The sequence below is a fragment of the Klebsiella sp. JN_Kp126 genome (assembly GCF_033843325.1).
GTDB lineage: Bacteria > Pseudomonadota > Gammaproteobacteria > Enterobacterales > Enterobacteriaceae > Klebsiella > Klebsiella michiganensis.
In genome coordinates this window covers 67533-84497 of record NZ_JAWXQV010000053.1, presented here as the reverse complement: position 1 = coordinate 84497, position 16965 = coordinate 67533, and the positions used below count along the sequence as shown (strand labels likewise).

The 16965-nt window shown below is 57.4% G+C and carries 14 protein-coding genes, 1 tRNA gene and 1 other RNA gene; 9 read left to right on the top strand and 7 right to left on the bottom strand.

Annotated elements, in window-relative coordinates; translation table 11 throughout:
- Positions 1-145: 145 nt before the first annotated feature.
- The 5 genes from SIK97_RS11080 to SIK97_RS11060 all read right to left on the bottom strand — a co-directional run bounded on the left by SIK97_RS11080 (position 146) and on the right by SIK97_RS11060 (position 4597).
- Positions 146-277, bottom strand: a non-coding RNA gene (locus SIK97_RS11080) — RtT sRNA.
- A gap of 33 nt (positions 278-310) precedes the next feature.
- Positions 311-387 (bottom strand) — tRNA-Pro (locus tag SIK97_RS11075).
- 89 nt (positions 388-476) lie between these two features.
- Entirely contained in the window at positions 477-2165 is a 1689-nt protein-coding gene (gene eptB, locus SIK97_RS11070; RefSeq protein WP_032751647.1) for a kdo(2)-lipid A phosphoethanolamine 7''-transferase, read from the bottom strand.
- Between the two features lie 241 nt (positions 2166-2406).
- Positions 2407-3609, bottom strand: coding sequence for an MFS transporter (locus tag SIK97_RS11065; RefSeq protein ID WP_014227191.1), 1203 nt, complete (start codon positions 3607-3609; stop codon positions 2407-2409).
- A 343-nt stretch (positions 3610-3952) separates the two neighbouring features.
- Positions 3953-4597, bottom strand: a complete 645-nt coding sequence (locus SIK97_RS11060; protein ID WP_014227192.1) for a lipase — start codon at positions 4595-4597, stop codon at positions 3953-3955.
- A gap of 160 nt (positions 4598-4757) precedes the next feature.
- On the opposite strand from SIK97_RS11060, the gene tag reads away from it, so the two are divergent.
- Entirely contained in the window at positions 4758-5327 is a 570-nt protein-coding gene (gene tag / locus SIK97_RS11055) for a DNA-3-methyladenine glycosylase I (protein WP_025106795.1), read from the top strand.
- Positions 5317-5763, top strand: coding sequence for an N-acetyltransferase (locus SIK97_RS11050; protein ID WP_057173465.1), 447 nt, complete (start codon positions 5317-5319; stop codon positions 5761-5763). Before tag ends, SIK97_RS11050 begins: the two co-directional genes overlap by 11 nt.
- On the opposite strand, the gene SIK97_RS11045 is transcribed toward SIK97_RS11050, so the two are convergent.
- Entirely contained in the window at positions 5726-8056 is a 2331-nt protein-coding gene (locus SIK97_RS11045) for a molybdopterin guanine dinucleotide-containing S/N-oxide reductase (protein ID WP_057173466.1), read from the bottom strand. The genes SIK97_RS11050 and SIK97_RS11045 overlap by 38 nt on opposite strands.
- Positions 8057-8223: 167 nt before the next feature.
- Between SIK97_RS11045 and SIK97_RS11040 the strand changes: the two genes are divergently transcribed.
- The 6 genes from SIK97_RS11040 (at position 8224) to ghrB (ending at position 14174) form a co-directional block, all read left to right on the top strand.
- Positions 8224-8886, top strand: coding sequence for an OmpA family lipoprotein (locus SIK97_RS11040; protein ID WP_057173467.1), 663 nt, complete (start codon positions 8224-8226; stop codon positions 8884-8886).
- Positions 8887-8979: 93 nt separating this feature from the next.
- Complete coding sequence (locus SIK97_RS11035) at positions 8980-9996, top strand: LacI family DNA-binding transcriptional regulator (protein WP_004855337.1); 1017 nt, start codon at positions 8980-8982, stop codon at positions 9994-9996.
- Between the two features lie 108 nt (positions 9997-10104).
- Entirely contained in the window at positions 10105-10854 is a 750-nt protein-coding gene (locus SIK97_RS11030; protein ID WP_047722829.1) for a sugar phosphate isomerase/epimerase family protein, read from the top strand.
- A 3-nt stretch (positions 10855-10857) separates the two neighbouring features.
- Complete coding sequence (locus SIK97_RS11025; protein ID WP_004855344.1) at positions 10858-11796, top strand: sugar kinase; 939 nt, start codon at positions 10858-10860, stop codon at positions 11794-11796.
- A 101-nt stretch (positions 11797-11897) separates the two neighbouring features.
- Positions 11898-13178, top strand: a complete 1281-nt coding sequence (locus SIK97_RS11020; protein ID WP_004855346.1) for an MFS transporter — start codon at positions 11898-11900, stop codon at positions 13176-13178.
- Between the two features lie 24 nt (positions 13179-13202).
- On the top strand, positions 13203-14174 hold the full coding sequence (gene ghrB / locus SIK97_RS11015) for a glyoxylate/hydroxypyruvate reductase GhrB (RefSeq protein WP_009652700.1): 972 nt from the start codon (positions 13203-13205) through the stop codon (positions 14172-14174).
- A gap of 57 nt (positions 14175-14231) precedes the next feature.
- Here the strand turns inward: ghrB and SIK97_RS11010 are convergent, their stop codons facing one another.
- A complete protein-coding gene (locus SIK97_RS11010; RefSeq protein ID WP_057173468.1) occupies positions 14232-14942 on the bottom strand; it encodes a DUF3053 domain-containing protein in 711 nt (236 codons plus the stop codon).
- A 441-nt stretch (positions 14943-15383) separates the two neighbouring features.
- On the opposite strand from SIK97_RS11010, the gene SIK97_RS11005 reads away from it, so the two are divergent.
- Complete coding sequence (locus SIK97_RS11005; protein ID WP_057173469.1) at positions 15384-16742, top strand: MFS transporter; 1359 nt, start codon at positions 15384-15386, stop codon at positions 16740-16742.
- Positions 16743-16965 lie beyond the last annotated feature (223 nt).

The window sequence follows — 16965 nt, the reverse complement described above, 5'->3', positions numbered from 1 at the left end:
CGCTGAACCCGTAGCCCGGGCAAGGCGCTTTGCGCCGCCCCCGGGAGCGGTGTGCGGTGCGGCTGGATTTCCCGGAAACGATGCTGCCCATCTGTAAGGACGACAGATGCAAAAAAGCCTGCTCGTTGAGCAGGCTTTTCGAATTTGGTCGGTGATAGAGGATAACTCGCCACTACGTGACTCGCCCTGCGGGCCGTTGCTGTCGCAACGTTCTCTCGCTCCGCTCGAGTCGAACCTCTACCCCCGGAGGTTCTCATCCTCACAAACCTCAGATGCAAAAAGCCTGCTCGTTGAGCAGGCTTTTCGAATTTGGTCGGTGATAGAGGATTCGAACCTCCGACCCCTTCGTCCCGAACGAAGTGCGCTACCAGGCTGCGCCAATCACCGAATGCGGGCGCATCTTACTGCTGCGATACACACCCGTCAATGCCTTATTATGAAAAAGTCGCTCAAGCGGCGAGAAACTCGCCACTCTGCTACTCCTTCTTCGCCGCAGCGTCAGGAACGTGGCACCAGTTGTTATATTGGTTAATCCCGCCGTCCGGCGAAGTATAGCCAAGGCAGCCCATAATGGTGTCATACAGCTCTACGTGACGACGCGGTACCTTCATGGCCGCCTGCTGCTTCAGGTGCGCAAAAGAAGCTGCGTGGTCGGGCGACGCCAGATACTTATCCGACATCCACACCAGCATCGGCACGCGGAACTGCTCCGGCGGCGCCATCTTGCGCGGCGTACCGTGCAGGTGTTCGCGCTCGTTGATGGACTCGCCGTGGTCGGCCGCATAGAAAACAATCGCCTTCTTGTCCCGCAGCTGATCCAGCACGCTGACGATAAAGTGATCGACGTAGGTCACGCTGTTATCGTACGAGTTAATCAGCTCAGCCTTCGAGCATTTATTATCGACGCCGACGCACTCCGGCTTCCACTGCGCAAAGCTGCGCGGATAGCGCTGGGTATAGTTAAAGTGCGATCCTTTGGTATGCAGAATAATCAGGTGCTTACCATTGGGATTCTTCGCCAGACCGCGCTTCATTTCATCCACCAGCAGCATGTCGTCAACGCTCTTGCCGCGGTTACTCGGCTCAGCGCCAATCTGCTCGCGATAGGCGATATTGTTCGCCATCGTGTTGCTGTAGAACCACATCTCGCTCTGCATGGCGTACAGGTTGCCGGTAAAGCCGAGCTGGTGCAGGACGGCAAAGACGTTCTGTTCTTTCAGCGTCCGCTGCGGGTTATCATCCGCCCCGCCCTGACGAACGAACATACAGCGCAGCGACAGCTTCGTGGCGGTATCGCAGGAGTATCCGCGGAAAGCGACCAGGTTTTTTTCCTGCGCCAGCTTAGGCGTGGTATTGCGGCTATAGCCCAGGATGCCCATATGGTCCCAGCGGGTGGTTTCGCCGATGATAAACACCACGTAAGTATCATCCAGCCCTTGCGGCTCAACGTAGGTGAATTTTTTCGCCGGATTGATCAGGGATTTATTATCGGAAGACTCGTCCACCTGCGCCCACGCGTAAAGCCCCAGCGCTGATAGCCAGTTAGACGGCAGATAGGAGTTAGCCACCACCCCGCCATAGCTTGGCAGATCGACTTCGGAACTGCGCTCAAAGTTCTTCTGACGAACCTCCAGCAAGCGAATAGGGCCCCAGACCATCAGGCCAGCCAGCAGCACGATAGTAATATTCTTCATCCGCTGGCCGGGCGTACGAATTTGACGCAGCAGGGTGAAGCGACAGCGGTTGCTCCAGATAAGCACCAGCGGCAGCGCGCTCATCAGCACCAGCCAGAGAATCAGGTGCCAGCCGATAACCTCTCTGGACAAGTCGATGTCAGTGGTCATCACCGAGGCAATAATCCCGTAGCCGATCACCACGTTCAGGAAGGTCATGTAATAGCTGGCGGCGGCGGAGAAGAGTACGACGATGGTCGCGAGAATACGCCAGACCCGGCGGCCAAACAGCGACAAAATACGCAGCAGAAAGAAGGTGACCAGAAAGGTCCCTATCAGCTCAACTGCACCTGAGAGTCCTTTCCAGATGGTAAACTCCTGAGCGTACCCCTCGAAGCGGCGGAAGAATACGGCAGCGTTCATAAACCAGCCGATGTACAGCGCCAGCCAGATACTGAGCTTCAGCTGCGTCATCGTTTTAATGTATTTCATGCAAAAAACCTGGAAAACGAAGAGATAAAACCGCCCGACTTAAGCGATATAAGTAAGCAGGTTAATAAAGTGCGTTTAGCTTGGTTATAAGAAACCTCTACAAAGCGCGATAAGTAGACCACAGCGGAAGGAAAAAGTATCAGGAGGGAATGTGATCCAACCAAACATTTACAAAACATTTGGTTGGATTGGCACTATTAGCTTAGGTAATTAATCATCGGGGCCGGGATAACACCCGGTTTCAGGCGTGAGCCTGGTGGTAAATTTCACTTTTCGGCTGACGAATCGTTGTCGAAAGCGCCAGAGAGAGAATCAGCAGCGCAAAGATGACGCAGAAGGTCACGTAGAAACCGCCGAACAGGGAAGCAATCAGCGAACCGCAGATGCTGCCGATACCAAAGCCGAGATAAATCACGCCGTAGTTTTTCGCCAGGTTATTGAGGCCAAAGAACTCGCTGACCAGCGACGGGAAGACGGTAATCGTACCGCCGAAGTTAAAGGCCACGCAGGCGATAGCGGCGAAGAACGTCATGGCGTTCAGCGGAGCGAACAGCAGCGCCGCCATACCGATAAGCGAGACAACCTGTCCGATGGTAATCACCCGGATGCGGGACATTTTATCGGACAGAATGCCCAGAACCAGGCGCCCGCTCAGGTTAGCGATAGAGATCACCGTCACCGCGTTGGCGGCCGTCGCAACATCGAGGTGCACCATCCCCTGGGCGATGTCTTTCGCCACGCCAATCACGTACAGGCCGCTCATGCAGGCGGTCAGGAACATCACCGCCAGCATCCAGTACTGAGGTTTACGCATCGATTCGGCGAGGGTGAAGTCATTTTCGACGACGCCGTTGTTGGCGGTAGCGGTGTGGTTCGGGGCGTCTGTCATCAGCGTCGCGCCAAAAACGATCATCACCAGCACGATAGCGCCCCAGATAATAAAGGTTTTTTCCAGGCCGACCGTCGCCAGCAGATGGGAGTCAATAAATTTAAAACCCAGGCTGCCAAGCCCATAAGCACCGATGGAAAAAGCCGAAATCAGTCCCTTACGTTCCGGGAACCATTTGACGCAGTTCGACAGCGTCAGCAAATAGCCAGCACCGTCGGCCAGCCCAACCAGCAGACCCGCGCTCAGCCACAGCATCATCAGGCTGTTTGAATGCGCGGTAAGGAAGAATCCGAGGCCCAGCAGGACGCCGGAAGCCATGGTGACGCGTTTAACGCCGAAACGTTCCTGTAATTTACCTGCCACGGATGAAGAGAGCGCCAGACCGAGGCTTAACAGGCCGAATGAAAACGCCACCTGGCTTACCGGTTCGTCCAGCTTGGCGGAAAGCGAACTATTGAACAAACTCCATGTATAAACCGATCCCAGCGCAAATTGCGTAATGATAGTGCCGAGCAGCGTAAGCCAGCGGGTGTATTGACGGTTTGCAGCGTTCATAGCAGTTGTCCTGAATAATTAACTGCCGCCACCATAACGAAGTCCCCTGTAAGTCTGGGGAAAAAAGGCATGAGCTGCCGCTACCGCGGAATGAAATGCATTAAAGGCGGAATGAATGACATTGCAAAACATTCACGCCTTAACGATTTATCGGAAAGTTAGTGCCCGCTACCGCTGGAAGATGCGTCATTACTGTAATGATAAAGTAAATTAAACGTATCAACTATGCTACATATTTAGCCTGAATAACTCGAGTGGCAGAATGGCGGCATGCCGCAGCCCCATCCGGGTGAGGCTCAGGGATGAGCCGAATCACAAGCGCCGCCAGCGTATCCGCAATAAATTAAAAATTGGCGCTCACGCCCATTAAATAGAGATAGTTTGCCCCGGTGGGTAAATTGTCCGCCTGGGACAGCGCCGCCCAGGCGGCAAGATGGGAGTTGAGCGACATATCTGCGCCCAGCGTCACGTCCCGCCAGGCCCCGTCCTGAGCGCGGTTCGCCCCGCCGAAATCCGTCGTCAACTCCTGGTTATAGCTCACCTGAGCCCACGGATGTACGCCCCATAGCTTCTGATAATCGACCCGCCAGCCCAGCGTATTCACATAGCCGGTTCCGGCCGCATTGCGGGTAAGCGGCGGCGACGTCAGATCGGAATGTAAACTGGCGACCGGGCCGGACGTCATCCCCTCGGTCAGAGAGAAATTCCAGCCGACGCTCATACCGCGTGCGCTATCCACCGGAGAGACCGCCTGATTAAACGCCAGTCCGGAAGGATCGTCGGACGCATTTATCCGCTCCGCGAGAATATCTTCATAGCGCGGTTGGTGATCGCTGTCCCATGTATAGCGTTCCGCAGTATTACTTTTTGTATCGATAGCGATATATTCCTGTTGCCAGGCATTCGCCCCGGCAACACACGACGCCCAGACGGATACGCACGCCGGGACCAGGAATACCCGGAGGCCATTGCATTTCTTTATTATCATTAATGCGACTCCAAAAAGAGCCGAAACGGCAAGGTTGCTGTGTTTTTTTTATGGGTGTCCTATCCCTGCTTGGGGAATAATAACCCTGTATTAACTATTATCTTTATCTTTCAGCCGTCAAGTTGAACGACTGAGTTTTTATCACAAAAGGGAGAGACAGATGCAACGTTGCGGATGGGTCAGTCAGGATCCTTTATACATTGAGTACCACGATAAGGAGTGGGGCGTTGCTGAAAAGAATCCCCGCAAGCTGTTTGAGATGATTTGTCTCGAAGGCCAGCAGGCCGGACTGTCGTGGATCACCGTGCTGAAAAAGCGTGAAAACTACCGCCGCGCTTTTCACCAGTTTGATCCGGTTCGCGTCGCGGCAATGGACGAAGAAGACATTGAACGTCTGGTTCTCGACGCCGGTATTATTCGCCATCGCGGTAAAATTCAGGCCATCATCGGCAACGCCCGCGCCTTCCTGGCGATGGAAAAAAATGGCGAACCTTTCGCAGATTTCGTCTGGTCATTCGTCGATAATCACCCCCAGGTGACGGCCGCCGCCACGCTGGCGGAGATCCCGACAACCACCCCGGCTTCTGACGCATTGTCGAAAGCGCTGAAAAAACGGGGCTTTAAGTTTGTCGGCTCCACTATCTGCTACTCCTTTATGCAGGCCTGCGGTCTGGTCAACGACCACGTCATCGACTGTTTCTGTCGCTCAGGAGGCCAGGATGATTCGTAACTGGGACGCTAACGAAACCGGCCCACTGCTCGAGCTGTGGCTTGAGAGTACGATCCACGCGCATCCGTTTATCGCCGAAAGCTACTGGCATGACAGCCTGGCGGTAGTGCGCGACGTTTACCTGCCCTCCGCGCAAACCTGGGTATGGGAGCAGGACGGCGTGCTGAAGGGTTTTATCAGCGTGATGGAGTCACGCTTCATCGGCGCGCTGTTCGTCGCGCCGGATGCCGCCAGGCAGGGTATCGGCAGCGCGCTGATCGGCGAAGTCAAAAAACACTACGGTTGGCTAACCCTTGAGGTATACCAGAAAAACGTTCAGGCGGTGAATTTCTACCATGCGCAGGGCTTCCGCATTGAAGACTGCGCATGGCAGGATGAAACCCAGCATCCGACCTGGATTATGCATTGGTCGGCGGATCAAATGCCGTCAGCGTAAGCTCGGGCCCGGTATACTTTTCCAGCCAGGCCAGCGCCATATTTCCGGCGCAGCCGTTACCCAGCCGCGATGTCGGAATATCTTTGGTCAGCACGTTCACCGCACCGTTTTTGCAGATCCCCGCCTGAGGGTCGAGATCGGGCCATGCTCCTTCGTGCAAGCAGATAACCCCGGGACGAATGCCGTCGGTCACTACCGCGCCGGCCAGCACCTGGCCGCGTGAATTCCATACCCGCACCAGATCGCCATCGGCGATATTGCGCGCCTGCGCATCGCGCGGATGAAGGGTTAACGGTTCACGACCCGCCACCGCGTACTGTTCGCGCAGCGACGTATGGTTGAGCTGGCTGTGGAGGCGGTGCGCCGGATGCGCTGACAGCACCTGGAGCTGGCCTTCCTGCGCATTGCCGTGCCATTCGTCCGGCTCCAGCCACATAGGGTGCGGCGGGCAATCCGGATAAGCAAACCCGGCGATGGTCGGCGAGTGAATTTCAATTTTACCGCTGGCGGTTTTCAGCGGATTCGCCTGCGGATCGGCCCTGAAGGCGGCAAAGCGGGCGAAGCGCGCGTTTTCAGGGTTCTCCGGCATTTCAATCAGCTGATTATCCTGCCAGAACTGGGCGAACGGCGGCAGCGTAACCTGCTGCGCCGCCCCGCGCTGGGCGGCAATCTGGTAAAACGTCTCCAGCCACTGCAGATCGTTTTTACCCTCGGTGAAGCGCTCCCGACCGCCCGCTTCCCAGCGCTCGCTGAGGTCGGCGAAGACCTCGAAATCATCGCGCGCTTCATCGCGCGGCGCGACCACCCGCTTCATCGGCACCAGATGCTGGTTGCTGTAGTCGCCGGTCATGGTCATATCGTTGCGTTCAAATGAGGTCGTCGCGGGCAGCACGATATCGGCATGGCGCGCCGCGGCGGTCCAGAAGCATTCGGAAATGACGATAAGCTCCGGTTTTTGCCAGGCGCGGATCAGCCGGTTGGTATCCTGATGGTGGGTAAAGTTGGCGCCGCCCGCCCACCAGATAAAGCGGATATCCGGGAAGCGGCGTTCCATACCGTTATGTTGATAAGACGCTCCGGGGTTTTCCAGCGCTTCAACGATACGCGCGACCGGGATTTTTTCCACTGCATCGGTCCCGCCCGCCACGCTGCCCTGCATTGAGGCCAGCACCGCCGCGCGGCGCGTAGGGTTGCCGCCGTTGGCAAAGTGATAGGAAAGGCCAAAGCCCCCGCCCCGGGTGCCTATCTGGCCGAGCATGGCGGCAAGGGTCACCAGCATCCAGTGTTTTTGTTCGCCAAACTGCTGGCGCTGCATTCCCCAGCCGGACATCAACATGGTGGTGTTTTCGTGGAATAGTTGTGCCAGTTCGCGAATTTTCTCCGCGCTAATGCCGCAGATCGCCGCCGCCCATTCCGCCGTTTTTGCCGTTCCGTCGCTCTCCCCGGTCAGATAGCGGGCGAAAACGTCATAGCCGCTGGTGCAGCGGGCCAAAAACGCGTCATCCTGCCAGCCGTTTTCCACCAGCGTATGGGCGATACCGAGCATCAGCGCCACGTCGGTGCCCATATGCGGGGCGATCCACTCCGCCGCGTCGCCAAAGAATTCCGCCGTTTCCGATCGCATGGGATCGATGCAGATCACCCGCTTCCCGCTCTGACGCAGACGATCGAACCACGGGATGCCCTGCTCATCGGAAGCGTTCCAGGCAATTTTTAGCGTATTTAATGGGTTAGCGCTCCACAGCACCACGACATCGCTATGTTCCAACACCATTGGCCAGCTGGTCTGCTGCTGATAAACCTCATTACCGCCAACCACGTATGGCATGATCGCCTGGGCCGCGCCGGTGGAATAATCGCCCAGATGCCCGGTATAGCCGCCCGCCAGGCTCATATAGCGCTGGAGCAGCGTCGCCGCTTTGTGCAGCACGCCATTTGAGCGCCAGCCGTAGGAGCCCGCAAAAATCGACGCCGGGCCGTAGCTTTCGCGAATGCGCCGGTGCTGGGCGTGAATCAGATCCAGCGCCTGCTCCCAGCTCACCCGCACAAACTCATCCTGCCCGCGCACGCCTTGTGGGCTTTCTGGCGAGGCGAGAAATCCCTTACGCACCATCGGATAACGTACGCGGGTTTTGCTATGCACCTGATCGCGCACTGCGGTTTGCAGCGAGTTGGGGAAAGGGGTATCAAGCGCCCCGCGCGAAGAGATGACGTTCTCGCCATCGGTTTCGACCAGCATTGGCCCCCAATGGGCTGCGGTCAGGATAGTTTTGGTAGCAGATGAGGTTGGCAATGCGGGCTCCTGGTCAGCGATAGCAGGTGTGGTGACGGCACGTTATTCAGCCGTTCAATGTTATTTACAAATTGAGATGCTCTCTGCGGAATTTTCTCCGGTTTCGGGCGTCATAATCAACCGTCACGGTCGCTGTGGCAAAGAATAAAAAGGATTAAGGAAATAAGATGAAAAAACGCGTACTCATGATTGCGGCTGTCGTTAGCTGCGCACTGGCCATTTCTGGCTGTACCACCAATCCCTATACCGGGGAGCGCGAAGCGGGTAAATCCGGGATCGGCGCGGGCATTGGTTCGTTAGTCGGCGCAGGCGTTGGGGCGCTCTCCTCTTCCAAACATGACCGCGGCAAAGGCGCGCTGATCGGCGCAGCGGCCGGCGCGGCGCTGGGCGGCGGTATCGGTTACTATATGGACGTGCAGGAAGCGAAGCTGCGCGAGAAAATGCAGGGAACCGGCGTAAGCGTGACGCGAAACGGCGACAATATCGTGCTGAACATGCCGAACAATGTGACCTTCGACAGCAGCAGCGCCAACCTGAAACCCGCGGGCGCCAATACCCTCACCGGCGTGGCGATGGTGCTGAAAGAGTATGAGAAAACCGCCGTTAACGTAGTGGGTTATACCGACAGCACCGGCAGCCAGGATCTGAACATGCGCCTCTCTCAGCAGCGCGCGGAGAGCGTCGCCAGCGCGCTTATTACCCAGGGCGTGGCGGCTAATCGCATCCGCACAACCGGTATGGGCCCGGCGAACCCGATCGCCAGCAACAGCACGGCGGAAGGCAAAGCGCAGAACCGCCGCGTTGAAATTACCCTCAGCCCGCTGCAGTAATGCCCTCTTTGCCCGGCGACTCGCCGGGCAAAATGCTTGATATAGCGAATTTTCGCGCTAAGGTGTGTGCAGATTTCAGCAAAGGAAGCCACCATGGCGAAAGCGGCGCGAGCAACCATTAGCGATGTGGCGAAAGCCGCAAAGACCGGTAAAACCAGCATTTCACGCTATCTGAACGGCGAGAAGCATCTGCTTTCCGACGATCTGCTGGGGCGCATTGAAAAAGCCATTGCCGAGCTCGACTATCGTCCCAGCCTGATGGCCCGCGGCCTGAAGCATGGCCGCACCCGGCTGATCGGCCTGATCATCGCCGATATCACCAACCCCTACTCCGTCAACGTGCTCAGCGGCATTGAAGCCGCCTGTCGCGAAAAAGGATTTACCCTTCTGGTATGTAATACCAACAATGAGCTGGACCAGGAGCTGCACTATCTCGACCTGCTGCGCAGCTATCAGGTGGAGGGGATCGTGGTCAACGCGGTCGGGATGCGCGAGGACGGCCTCAACCGCCTGCAGCAGTCGGCGCTGCCGATGGTGCTTATCGACCGCAAAATTCCGGAATTCGCCTGCGATGTCGTCGGCCTCGATAATACCCAGGCCGCCACCACCGCCACCGAACACCTGGTAGAAAAAGGCTTCGAAGCCCTGCTGTTCCTTAGCGAACCCCTCGGCTCGGTCAATACCCGCCGCGAGCGCCTGAGCGCGTTTCGCCAGACCCTCCTGCGCCATACCGGTATTGTCGCGGAAAACGCCGAAGTACCGTTGAACGATGGCGCGATGCTGGATAACGTCCTGCGTCACTTCCACTCCCACCATCGCGGCATGCGCAAGGCGGTGATTTCCGCCAACGGCGCGCTGACCCTGCAAGTGGCACGCTCCCTTAAACGCGTTGGCCTGATTTGGGGCAGCGATATCGGCCTGCTGGGCTTCGATGAACTGGAGTGGGCCGAACTGGCGGGCGTGGGGATCACCACGCTCAAACAGCCGACCTGGCAGATTGGCTTCGCCGCCGTCGAGCAGGTGGTGCGTCGGATTGAAGGCAGCAACGACCCGGTCTGCGAACGGGTGTTTTCCGGCGAGCTGATCGTCAGAGGCTCCACCTCCCGCTAACGATCCTTCGTGATGGCGATCATAAATTAGACATCCTGGCCTTTGCTTTGGAACCGATACCATCTAGCGTAATAAACAACGCATCAGATTATCGTCGGGAGTATTGGGATGGCCAGAAAGATTATTGTCGTTACCGCCGCGTACGGGAATGACCGTGTTAAAGCGCTGGGCGGGCAGTCCGCCGTCCTGCCATTTATCGCCGGCTCCGGCGCCGACGGCGTAGAGATCCGCCGGGAACTGTTCAGCGCGGATGAGCTGAACCACCTGCCGGAACTGGCCGCCGATATTGAGCGCCGCGGCCTGCTGGTTTGCTATTCCGCGCCGGAAGCCCTGTTTACCGCTGACGGCTCGCTCAACCCGCGCCTCGCCGACTTTTTGCAGGAAGCGCAAACCCTTAACGCGCTGTGGCTGAAGCTCTCACTGGGCCGCTTTACCCACCAAAACGATCTGGACACCCTGCGCGATATCCTGCGCGAGAGCGGCATGGCGCTGGTGGTGGAAAACGATCAAACCGACTGCGGCCAGCTGGCGCCGATGCAGCGCTTCAAGGCCGCCTGTCGGGTTAACCAGCTGCCGATCACCCTCACCTTTGATATGGGCAACTGGCTGTGGGTTGGCGACTCGCCGGAAGAGGCCGCGCGCCACCTGGCGCCTGCCGTCAGCTATATTCATGTAAAGGCGGCTGAGCCGCACCATTCGCAGTTTCGCGCCGTACCGCCGGATGAAGCGTCCGGGCGCTGGCTGGCGCTGCTCGACAATCTGCCCGCAGACGCCCCGCGCGGGATCGAATTTCCGCTGACTGGCCATGACCTGACGGCCGTGACCCGCCGCTACGTCAACCTGTTACGCGAGGATTAAGTTATGCAAAAAGCGTTAGATGTCATCACGATAGGCGAAGCCATGGCGATGTTTGTCGCCACCGAAACCGGCGAACTGGCTGAAGTAGAACATTTTATGAAGCGCGTGGCGGGCGCGGAACTGAACGTCGCGACCGGGCTGGCCCGCCTCGGCTTAAGCGTCGGCTGGGTAAGCCGCGTCGGCGCGGACAGCTTTGGCCGCTTCGTCCTCACCGCGCTGGCGAAAGAGGGGATCGACGCCCGCGGCGTGAGCACCGATGGCCGCTACGCTACCGGCTTTCAGCTGAAATCTAAAGTCGAAAATGGAACCGATCCCATCGTGGAATATTTTCGCAAAGGCTCTGCCGCCAGCCATCTGTCGCCGGATGATTTTAACGAATCATACTTCGCCAGCGCCCGTCACCTGCACTTAAGCGGCGTGGCCGCCGCGCTGTCGGAAAGCTCATACGCCCTGCTGGACCGCGCGGCGCGCACCATGAAAGCGCAGGGAAAAACGATTTCGTTCGACCCCAACCTGCGGCCCACGCTCTGGAAAAGCGAAGCCGAGATGGTCGAGAAGCTTAACCGCCTTGCGTTTCAGGCCGACTGGGTTCTGCCGGGGTTGAAAGAAGGCATGATTCTGACCGGCCAGCAAACGCCGGAAGCCATTGCGGACTTTTATCTCAGCCACGGCGTTCGCGCGGTCATCATAAAAACCGGCTCCGACGGCGCCTGGTATAAAACCGCCGATGGCGAACAGGGGGCCGTTGCGGCGATAAAAGTGGATAACGTCGTCGATACCGTTGGCGCCGGCGATGGCTTTGCCGTCGGGGTGATTAGCGCCCTGCTGGAAGGAAAACCGCTGCCGCAGGCGGTGAAACGCGGAAACAAAATCGGCTCACTGGCCATTCAGGTCCAGGGCGATAGCGAAGGCTTACCCACGCGTGAGGCGCTGGGCGAGTAAGCAGATTCAGCACAACGTCAGGCCGTTCTGTACCCTACATGCAGCGCGGCGTAACGGATCTTTTCTATGATGAGCGTCACCTCACTCACAGAGGCAAACCTATGAATAGTTCGACGAATGCAACAAAACGCTGGTGGTACATCATGCCTATCGTGTTTATCACGTATAGCCTGGCATATCTCGACCGCGCTAACTTCAGCTTCGCTTCGGCGGCCGGTATTACTGAAGATCTGGGGATCACCAAAGGTATCTCCTCCCTGCTGGGGGCGCTGTTCTTCCTCGGCTACTTCTTCTTTCAGATCCCCGGCGCGATTTACGCCGAACGCCGCAGCGTACGCAAACTCATTTTTATCTGCCTGATCCTGTGGGGCGCCTGCGCCTCGCTGACCGGGATGGTGCACAATATTCCCGCGCTGGCGGCGATTCGCTTTATTCTCGGCGTCGTCGAGGCCGCGGTCATGCCGGCGATGCTGATTTACATCAGCAACTGGTTTACTAAATCTGAACGCTCTCGCGCCAATACCTTCCTGATCCTCGGCAACCCTGTGACGGTGCTGTGGATGTCGGTGGTGTCCGGTTACCTGATTCAGGCCTTCGGCTGGCGGGAAATGTTTATTATCGAAGGCGTTCCGGCGGTGATTTGGGCCTTCTGCTGGTGGGTGCTGGTAAAAGACAAACCTTCGCAGGTCAACTGGCTGGCGGAAAGCGAAAAAGCCGCGTTGCAGGAGCAGCTGGAGCGTGAACAGCAGGGAATCAAACCGGTGCGCAACTACGGCGAAGCCTTCCGCTCGCGCAACGTTGTCCTGCTGTGCATGCAGTATTTCGCCTGGAGCATCGGGGTTTACGGTTTCGTTCTGTGGCTGCCGTCAATTATCCGCAGCGGCGGCGAGAATATGGGCATGGTCGAGGTCGGCTGGCTCTCATCCGTTCCCTATCTGGCGGCGACCATCGCGATGATCGTGGTCTCCTGGGCCTCCGATAAAATGCAGAACCGCAAGCTGTTTGTCTGGCCGCTGCTGCTGATTGCCGCCTTCGCCTTTATTGGTTCCTGGGCCGTTGGCGCCAACCATTTCTGGGTCTCTTATACCCTGCTGGTGATTGCCGGCGCGGCGATGTACGCCCCCTACGGACCGTTCTTCGCCATCATTCCTGAGATGCTGCCGCGCAACGTCGCCGGAGGCGCCATGGCCCTGATTAACAGCATGGGCGCGCTGGGTTCGTTCTTCGGCTCATGGTTTGTCGGTTACCTGAACGGTACCACCGGCAGCCCCGCAGCCTCGTACATTTTCATGGGAGTGGCGCTTTTCGTCTCGGTATGGCTTACTTTGATTGTTAAGCCTGCTAATAATCAAAAACTTCCGCTCGGCGCACGTCACGCCTGAAACCTTAACGCAACGGAGAACCGCATGAAGCCGTCAGTCATTCTCTACAAAACGCTTCCCGACGACCTGCAACAGCGTCTGGAACAACACTTTACCGTCACCCAGGTGAAAAACCTGCGTCCGGAGACCGTTTCACAGCACGCCGACGCGTTCGCTGAAGCGGTAGGTCTGCTGGGTTCCAGCGAAAAAGTCGATACCGCGTTACTGGAGAAAATGCCCAAGCTTCGTGCGACCTCGACCATCTCCGTCGGCTATGACAACTTCGACGTCGATGCGCTGAATGCGCGTAAAGTGCTGCTGATGCACACCCCGACGGTACTGACCGAGACCGTCGCCGATACCGTGATGGCGCTGGTATTGAGCACCGCGCGTCGGGTGGTTGAGGTGGCTAACCGCGTGAAGGCCGGCGAGTGGACCAAAAGCATCGGTCCGGACTGGTTTGGCAACGATGTGCACCATAAAACCCTCGGTATCGTCGGTATGGGGCGTATCGGGATGGCGCTTGCTCAGCGCGCCCACGCGGGCTTTGGTATGCCGATCCTCTACAATGCCCGCCGCCAGCACCCTCAGGCAGAAGAGCGCTTCAACGCCCGCTACTGCGATCTTGATACCCTGCTGGAGGAAGCGGATTTTGTCTGTCTGATCCTGCCGCTGACCGATGAGACTCATCATCTGTTCGGCAAAGCGCAGTTTGCCAAAATGAAGCCCTCGGCCATCTTTATTAACGCCGGGCGCGGCCCGGTGGTGGATGAGAAAGCGCTGATTGCCGCACTGCAGGAAGGTGAAATTCATGCCGCCGGCCTCGACGTTTTCGAACAAGAGCCGCTGGCGAAAGACTCCCCGCTGCTGAATATGCCAAACGTGGTCGCCGTGCCGCATATTGGCTCGGCCACGCATGAAACCCGCTATAACATGGCGGCCTGCGCGGTGGATAATCTGATTGATGCCCTGAACGGCAACGTTGAGAAGAACTGCGTGAATCCGCAGGTGAAGTGAGAAGTGAAAAAAGAAAACCCGGGCTAAGGTGAAGCCTTGCCCGGGCTGTCAGAGCCGTTAACGCGTCGCGTTAACAGTCGCGGTCCACGCCTGATTAAAGGCCTGGTGCTGAGCGGCCAGCGGCCCAATCAGCGTATTGTACTGACTGGCCTGCTGCGAAGTCGGGAACTGAATACCGTTCGCCACGAAGCTGACCTGGGTTTCTTGCTGAGCGATAAAATCACCCACCTGCACCAGCTGTTGGGTAAATACCTGCGCTGCCGGAATTAACGGCTGTAGCGCATTCGCCGGCGCCGTCACGACTTTGTTATAGACCTGGTCGAAGACCGGCTTGAGATCGTCGCCCTGTTTCAGCGCGCCGTGGGCGGCATCCGCCTGTATTTTTGCGTTCTCCAGCTGCTGGCTCAGTACGCCCAAAGCGCCGTTTGCCTGACGCAGCGGCTCGCGTTGGGTAACATAATCCTGCGGTACGCGGATCGCGTTCACGCTATCAACCACCGGACGTAAACCCGCATCCATCGCCTGGCTTACCTGCTGTGAATAGCCGTAAATCACCGCGTAATCGGAAACGAAAGGCCCGAACTGTTTTTTCTGATCGGCGGTCAGCGTCGGCAGACGTTCGCCGCTACGCATTGCCGTATTTTGCAGGAAGTCGATAAACGCTTTGCGCTGATCGCCTTCTTTATCAAAACACCCACTCAGGCTAACCACCATTAACAGGGCCGCAATAGCCGCAAACCAGCGAGAGCAGGACTTTCCTGTCGCCATTTTTTTACTCCTTTCAGCCAAAAAAAGCGCAAACAGACACACACGTGCCAGACGCTGACAAGGATAGTCCAGGTCGGCCTTGCAGGATACCTTTTCCTGACAATCTTCCTCCCTGAAAGCCGGTTTTTTAGCGTTTTAGCGACCAGTCGCGTCGGCTGTTAAGTTCATCACAATTACCGCTATCATCCGGTATTCGGCTGAAACGCTTAACAAATTGATTTTGTTATTATTAATCTATTCTCTCTTCTGCACGGGTCGCAAAGTGGACGATAATCGCACGCTTCCCTTTTCGCCTGCATTGCCTGAACCGCCGTTCGATGATTTTATTAAATGAGCGATTAACGGCTTTTTGTTCGATAATCGCACAAACAACATCAACGACCGCGAGGGAGATAACAATAATCTATCTCTGTCCCCCGCTCTGCCTGCCAGGAATGCCGCATGAAGAAAACAACCATCGATATTCAGGCTTTTATCAATGAACATCCCTTCACGAAATACCAGTGGATGATTCTGGCCTTATGTTTTATCACCGTCGCGATGGACGGATTCGATACCGCGATAATCGGCTTTATCGCCTCTGACCTGGTGCAGGAATGGGGCGTCGAAAAATCGGCGTTAGGCCCGGTCATGAGCGCCGCCTTAGTCGGGCTCGCGGTCGGTGCGCTGACCGCCGGACCGCTCGCCGACCGCGTTGGGCGGAAAAAAGTTCTGATTATGTCCATCGTGGTTTTCGGTGGCTTCAGCCTGCTGACCGCCTTTGCTACCAGCCTTAACCAGCTGACGTTGCTGCGTTTTCTTACCGGCCTTGGCCTGGGCGCCGCCATGCCGAACGCCGCGACGCTGATGAGCGAATACGCCCCAGAGCGGCGTAGGGCTCTGATGGTTAACCTGATGTTCGTCGGCTTTCCGATGGGCTCCTCGCTGGGCGGCTTCCTCTCCGCCTGGATGATCCCCCATTACGGCTGGCAAAGCGTGCTGGTGCTTGGCGGCGTGATGCCGCTGCTGCTGGCGGTAGTGCTGATCTTTCTTCTGCCGGAATCCGCGCGCTATATGGTGGTCAAACGCCAGCCTGCCCAGCGTATCGCCGCGATCCTGCGCCGCATCGCGCCTGTTCCCGAGCAGGCGGAATTTGAACTACGCGAAGCGGGCCAGGTAAAGGAGAAATCGTCCATCGGCGTGATTTTCTCACCGCGCTACGCCGTCGGCACCGTCATGCTGTGCCTGACCTACTTTATGGGCCTGCTGATCTTCTATTTGCTGACCAGCTGGCTGCCGCTGCTCATCCGCGAAACCGGCGCGACGATGAGCCAGGCCGCTATTATCACCGCGCTGTTCCCGCTGGGTGGCGGGGTTGGCGTGCTTATCCTCGGCGCGCTGATGGATAAGCTCAACCCAAACAAAGTGGTGGCCGTGGGCTGGCTGCTGACCGGCGTGTTCGTTTGTCTGGTTGGTTTCTCGACCCATAACCTGCTGCTGATGGGGATAATGGTATTTATCGCCGGCAGCATTATGAACGGCGCGCAATCATCAATGCCTGCGCTGGCCGCCGGTTTCTATCCCACCCAGGGACGCGCGACCGGCGTGGCCTGGATGTTAGGGATTGGTCGCTTTGGCGGCATTCTCGGCGCCTTTAGCGGCGCGTTCCTGATGCAGGCCCAGCTCTCTTTCGAAACGATTTTCTCCTTGCTGGCAATCCCGGCCTTCCTGTCGGCCACCGCGCTGCTGGTCAAATATAAGCTTGGCCAACGGCAACCTCCGGCGGCCCAAGGTGAAGTGGAGAAGCTCCAAAAGGCGTAACTCACCGGCCAGCGGGCGCGCGCTGGCCTTTTCCGCTTTTCTTCTTATCTGTTTACAATAATTTGCTTATCGGCTCTCTCTATTACTTTTCAGCATGTTATATCGTCCGACGCGGCGCGAAAGAACCTCGGGTGGTAAATAATTACCAGGGTAAGCATTCCTGGCCTTTTTTTCCGACTATTCTTAAGAGGCTCTACATAATTCACCCTCCGCCGTATGAAAG

Bases quoted from the DNA above. Each gene is read 5' to 3' on its own strand.
- eptB (WP_032751647.1), bottom strand. From the start codon at position 2,165: ATGAAATACATTAAAACGATGACGCAGCTGAAGCTCAGTATCTGGCTG.
- SIK97_RS11065 (WP_014227191.1), bottom strand. From the start codon at position 3,609: ATGAACGCTGCAAACCGTCAATACACCCGCTGGCTTACGCTGCTCGGC.
- SIK97_RS11060 (WP_014227192.1), bottom strand. From the start codon at position 4,597: ATGATAATAAAGAAATGCAATGGCCTCCGGGTATTCCTGGTCCCGGCG.
- tag (WP_025106795.1), top strand. From the start codon at position 4,758: ATGCAACGTTGCGGATGGGTCAGTCAGGATCCTTTATACATTGAGTAC.
- SIK97_RS11050 (WP_057173465.1), top strand. From the start codon at position 5,317: ATGATTCGTAACTGGGACGCTAACGAAACCGGCCCACTGCTCGAGCTG.
- SIK97_RS11040 (WP_057173467.1), top strand. From the start codon at position 8,224: ATGAAAAAACGCGTACTCATGATTGCGGCTGTCGTTAGCTGCGCACTG.
- SIK97_RS11035 (WP_004855337.1), top strand. From the start codon at position 8,980: ATGGCGAAAGCGGCGCGAGCAACCATTAGCGATGTGGCGAAAGCCGCA.
- SIK97_RS11030 (WP_047722829.1), top strand. From the start codon at position 10,105: ATGGCCAGAAAGATTATTGTCGTTACCGCCGCGTACGGGAATGACCGT.
- SIK97_RS11025 (WP_004855344.1), top strand. From the start codon at position 10,858: ATGCAAAAAGCGTTAGATGTCATCACGATAGGCGAAGCCATGGCGATG.
- SIK97_RS11020 (WP_004855346.1), top strand. From the start codon at position 11,898: ATGAATAGTTCGACGAATGCAACAAAACGCTGGTGGTACATCATGCCT.
- ghrB (WP_009652700.1), top strand. From the start codon at position 13,203: ATGAAGCCGTCAGTCATTCTCTACAAAACGCTTCCCGACGACCTGCAA.
- SIK97_RS11010 (WP_057173468.1), bottom strand. From the start codon at position 14,942: ATGGCGACAGGAAAGTCCTGCTCTCGCTGGTTTGCGGCTATTGCGGCC.
- SIK97_RS11005 (WP_057173469.1), top strand. From the start codon at position 15,384: ATGAAGAAAACAACCATCGATATTCAGGCTTTTATCAATGAACATCCC.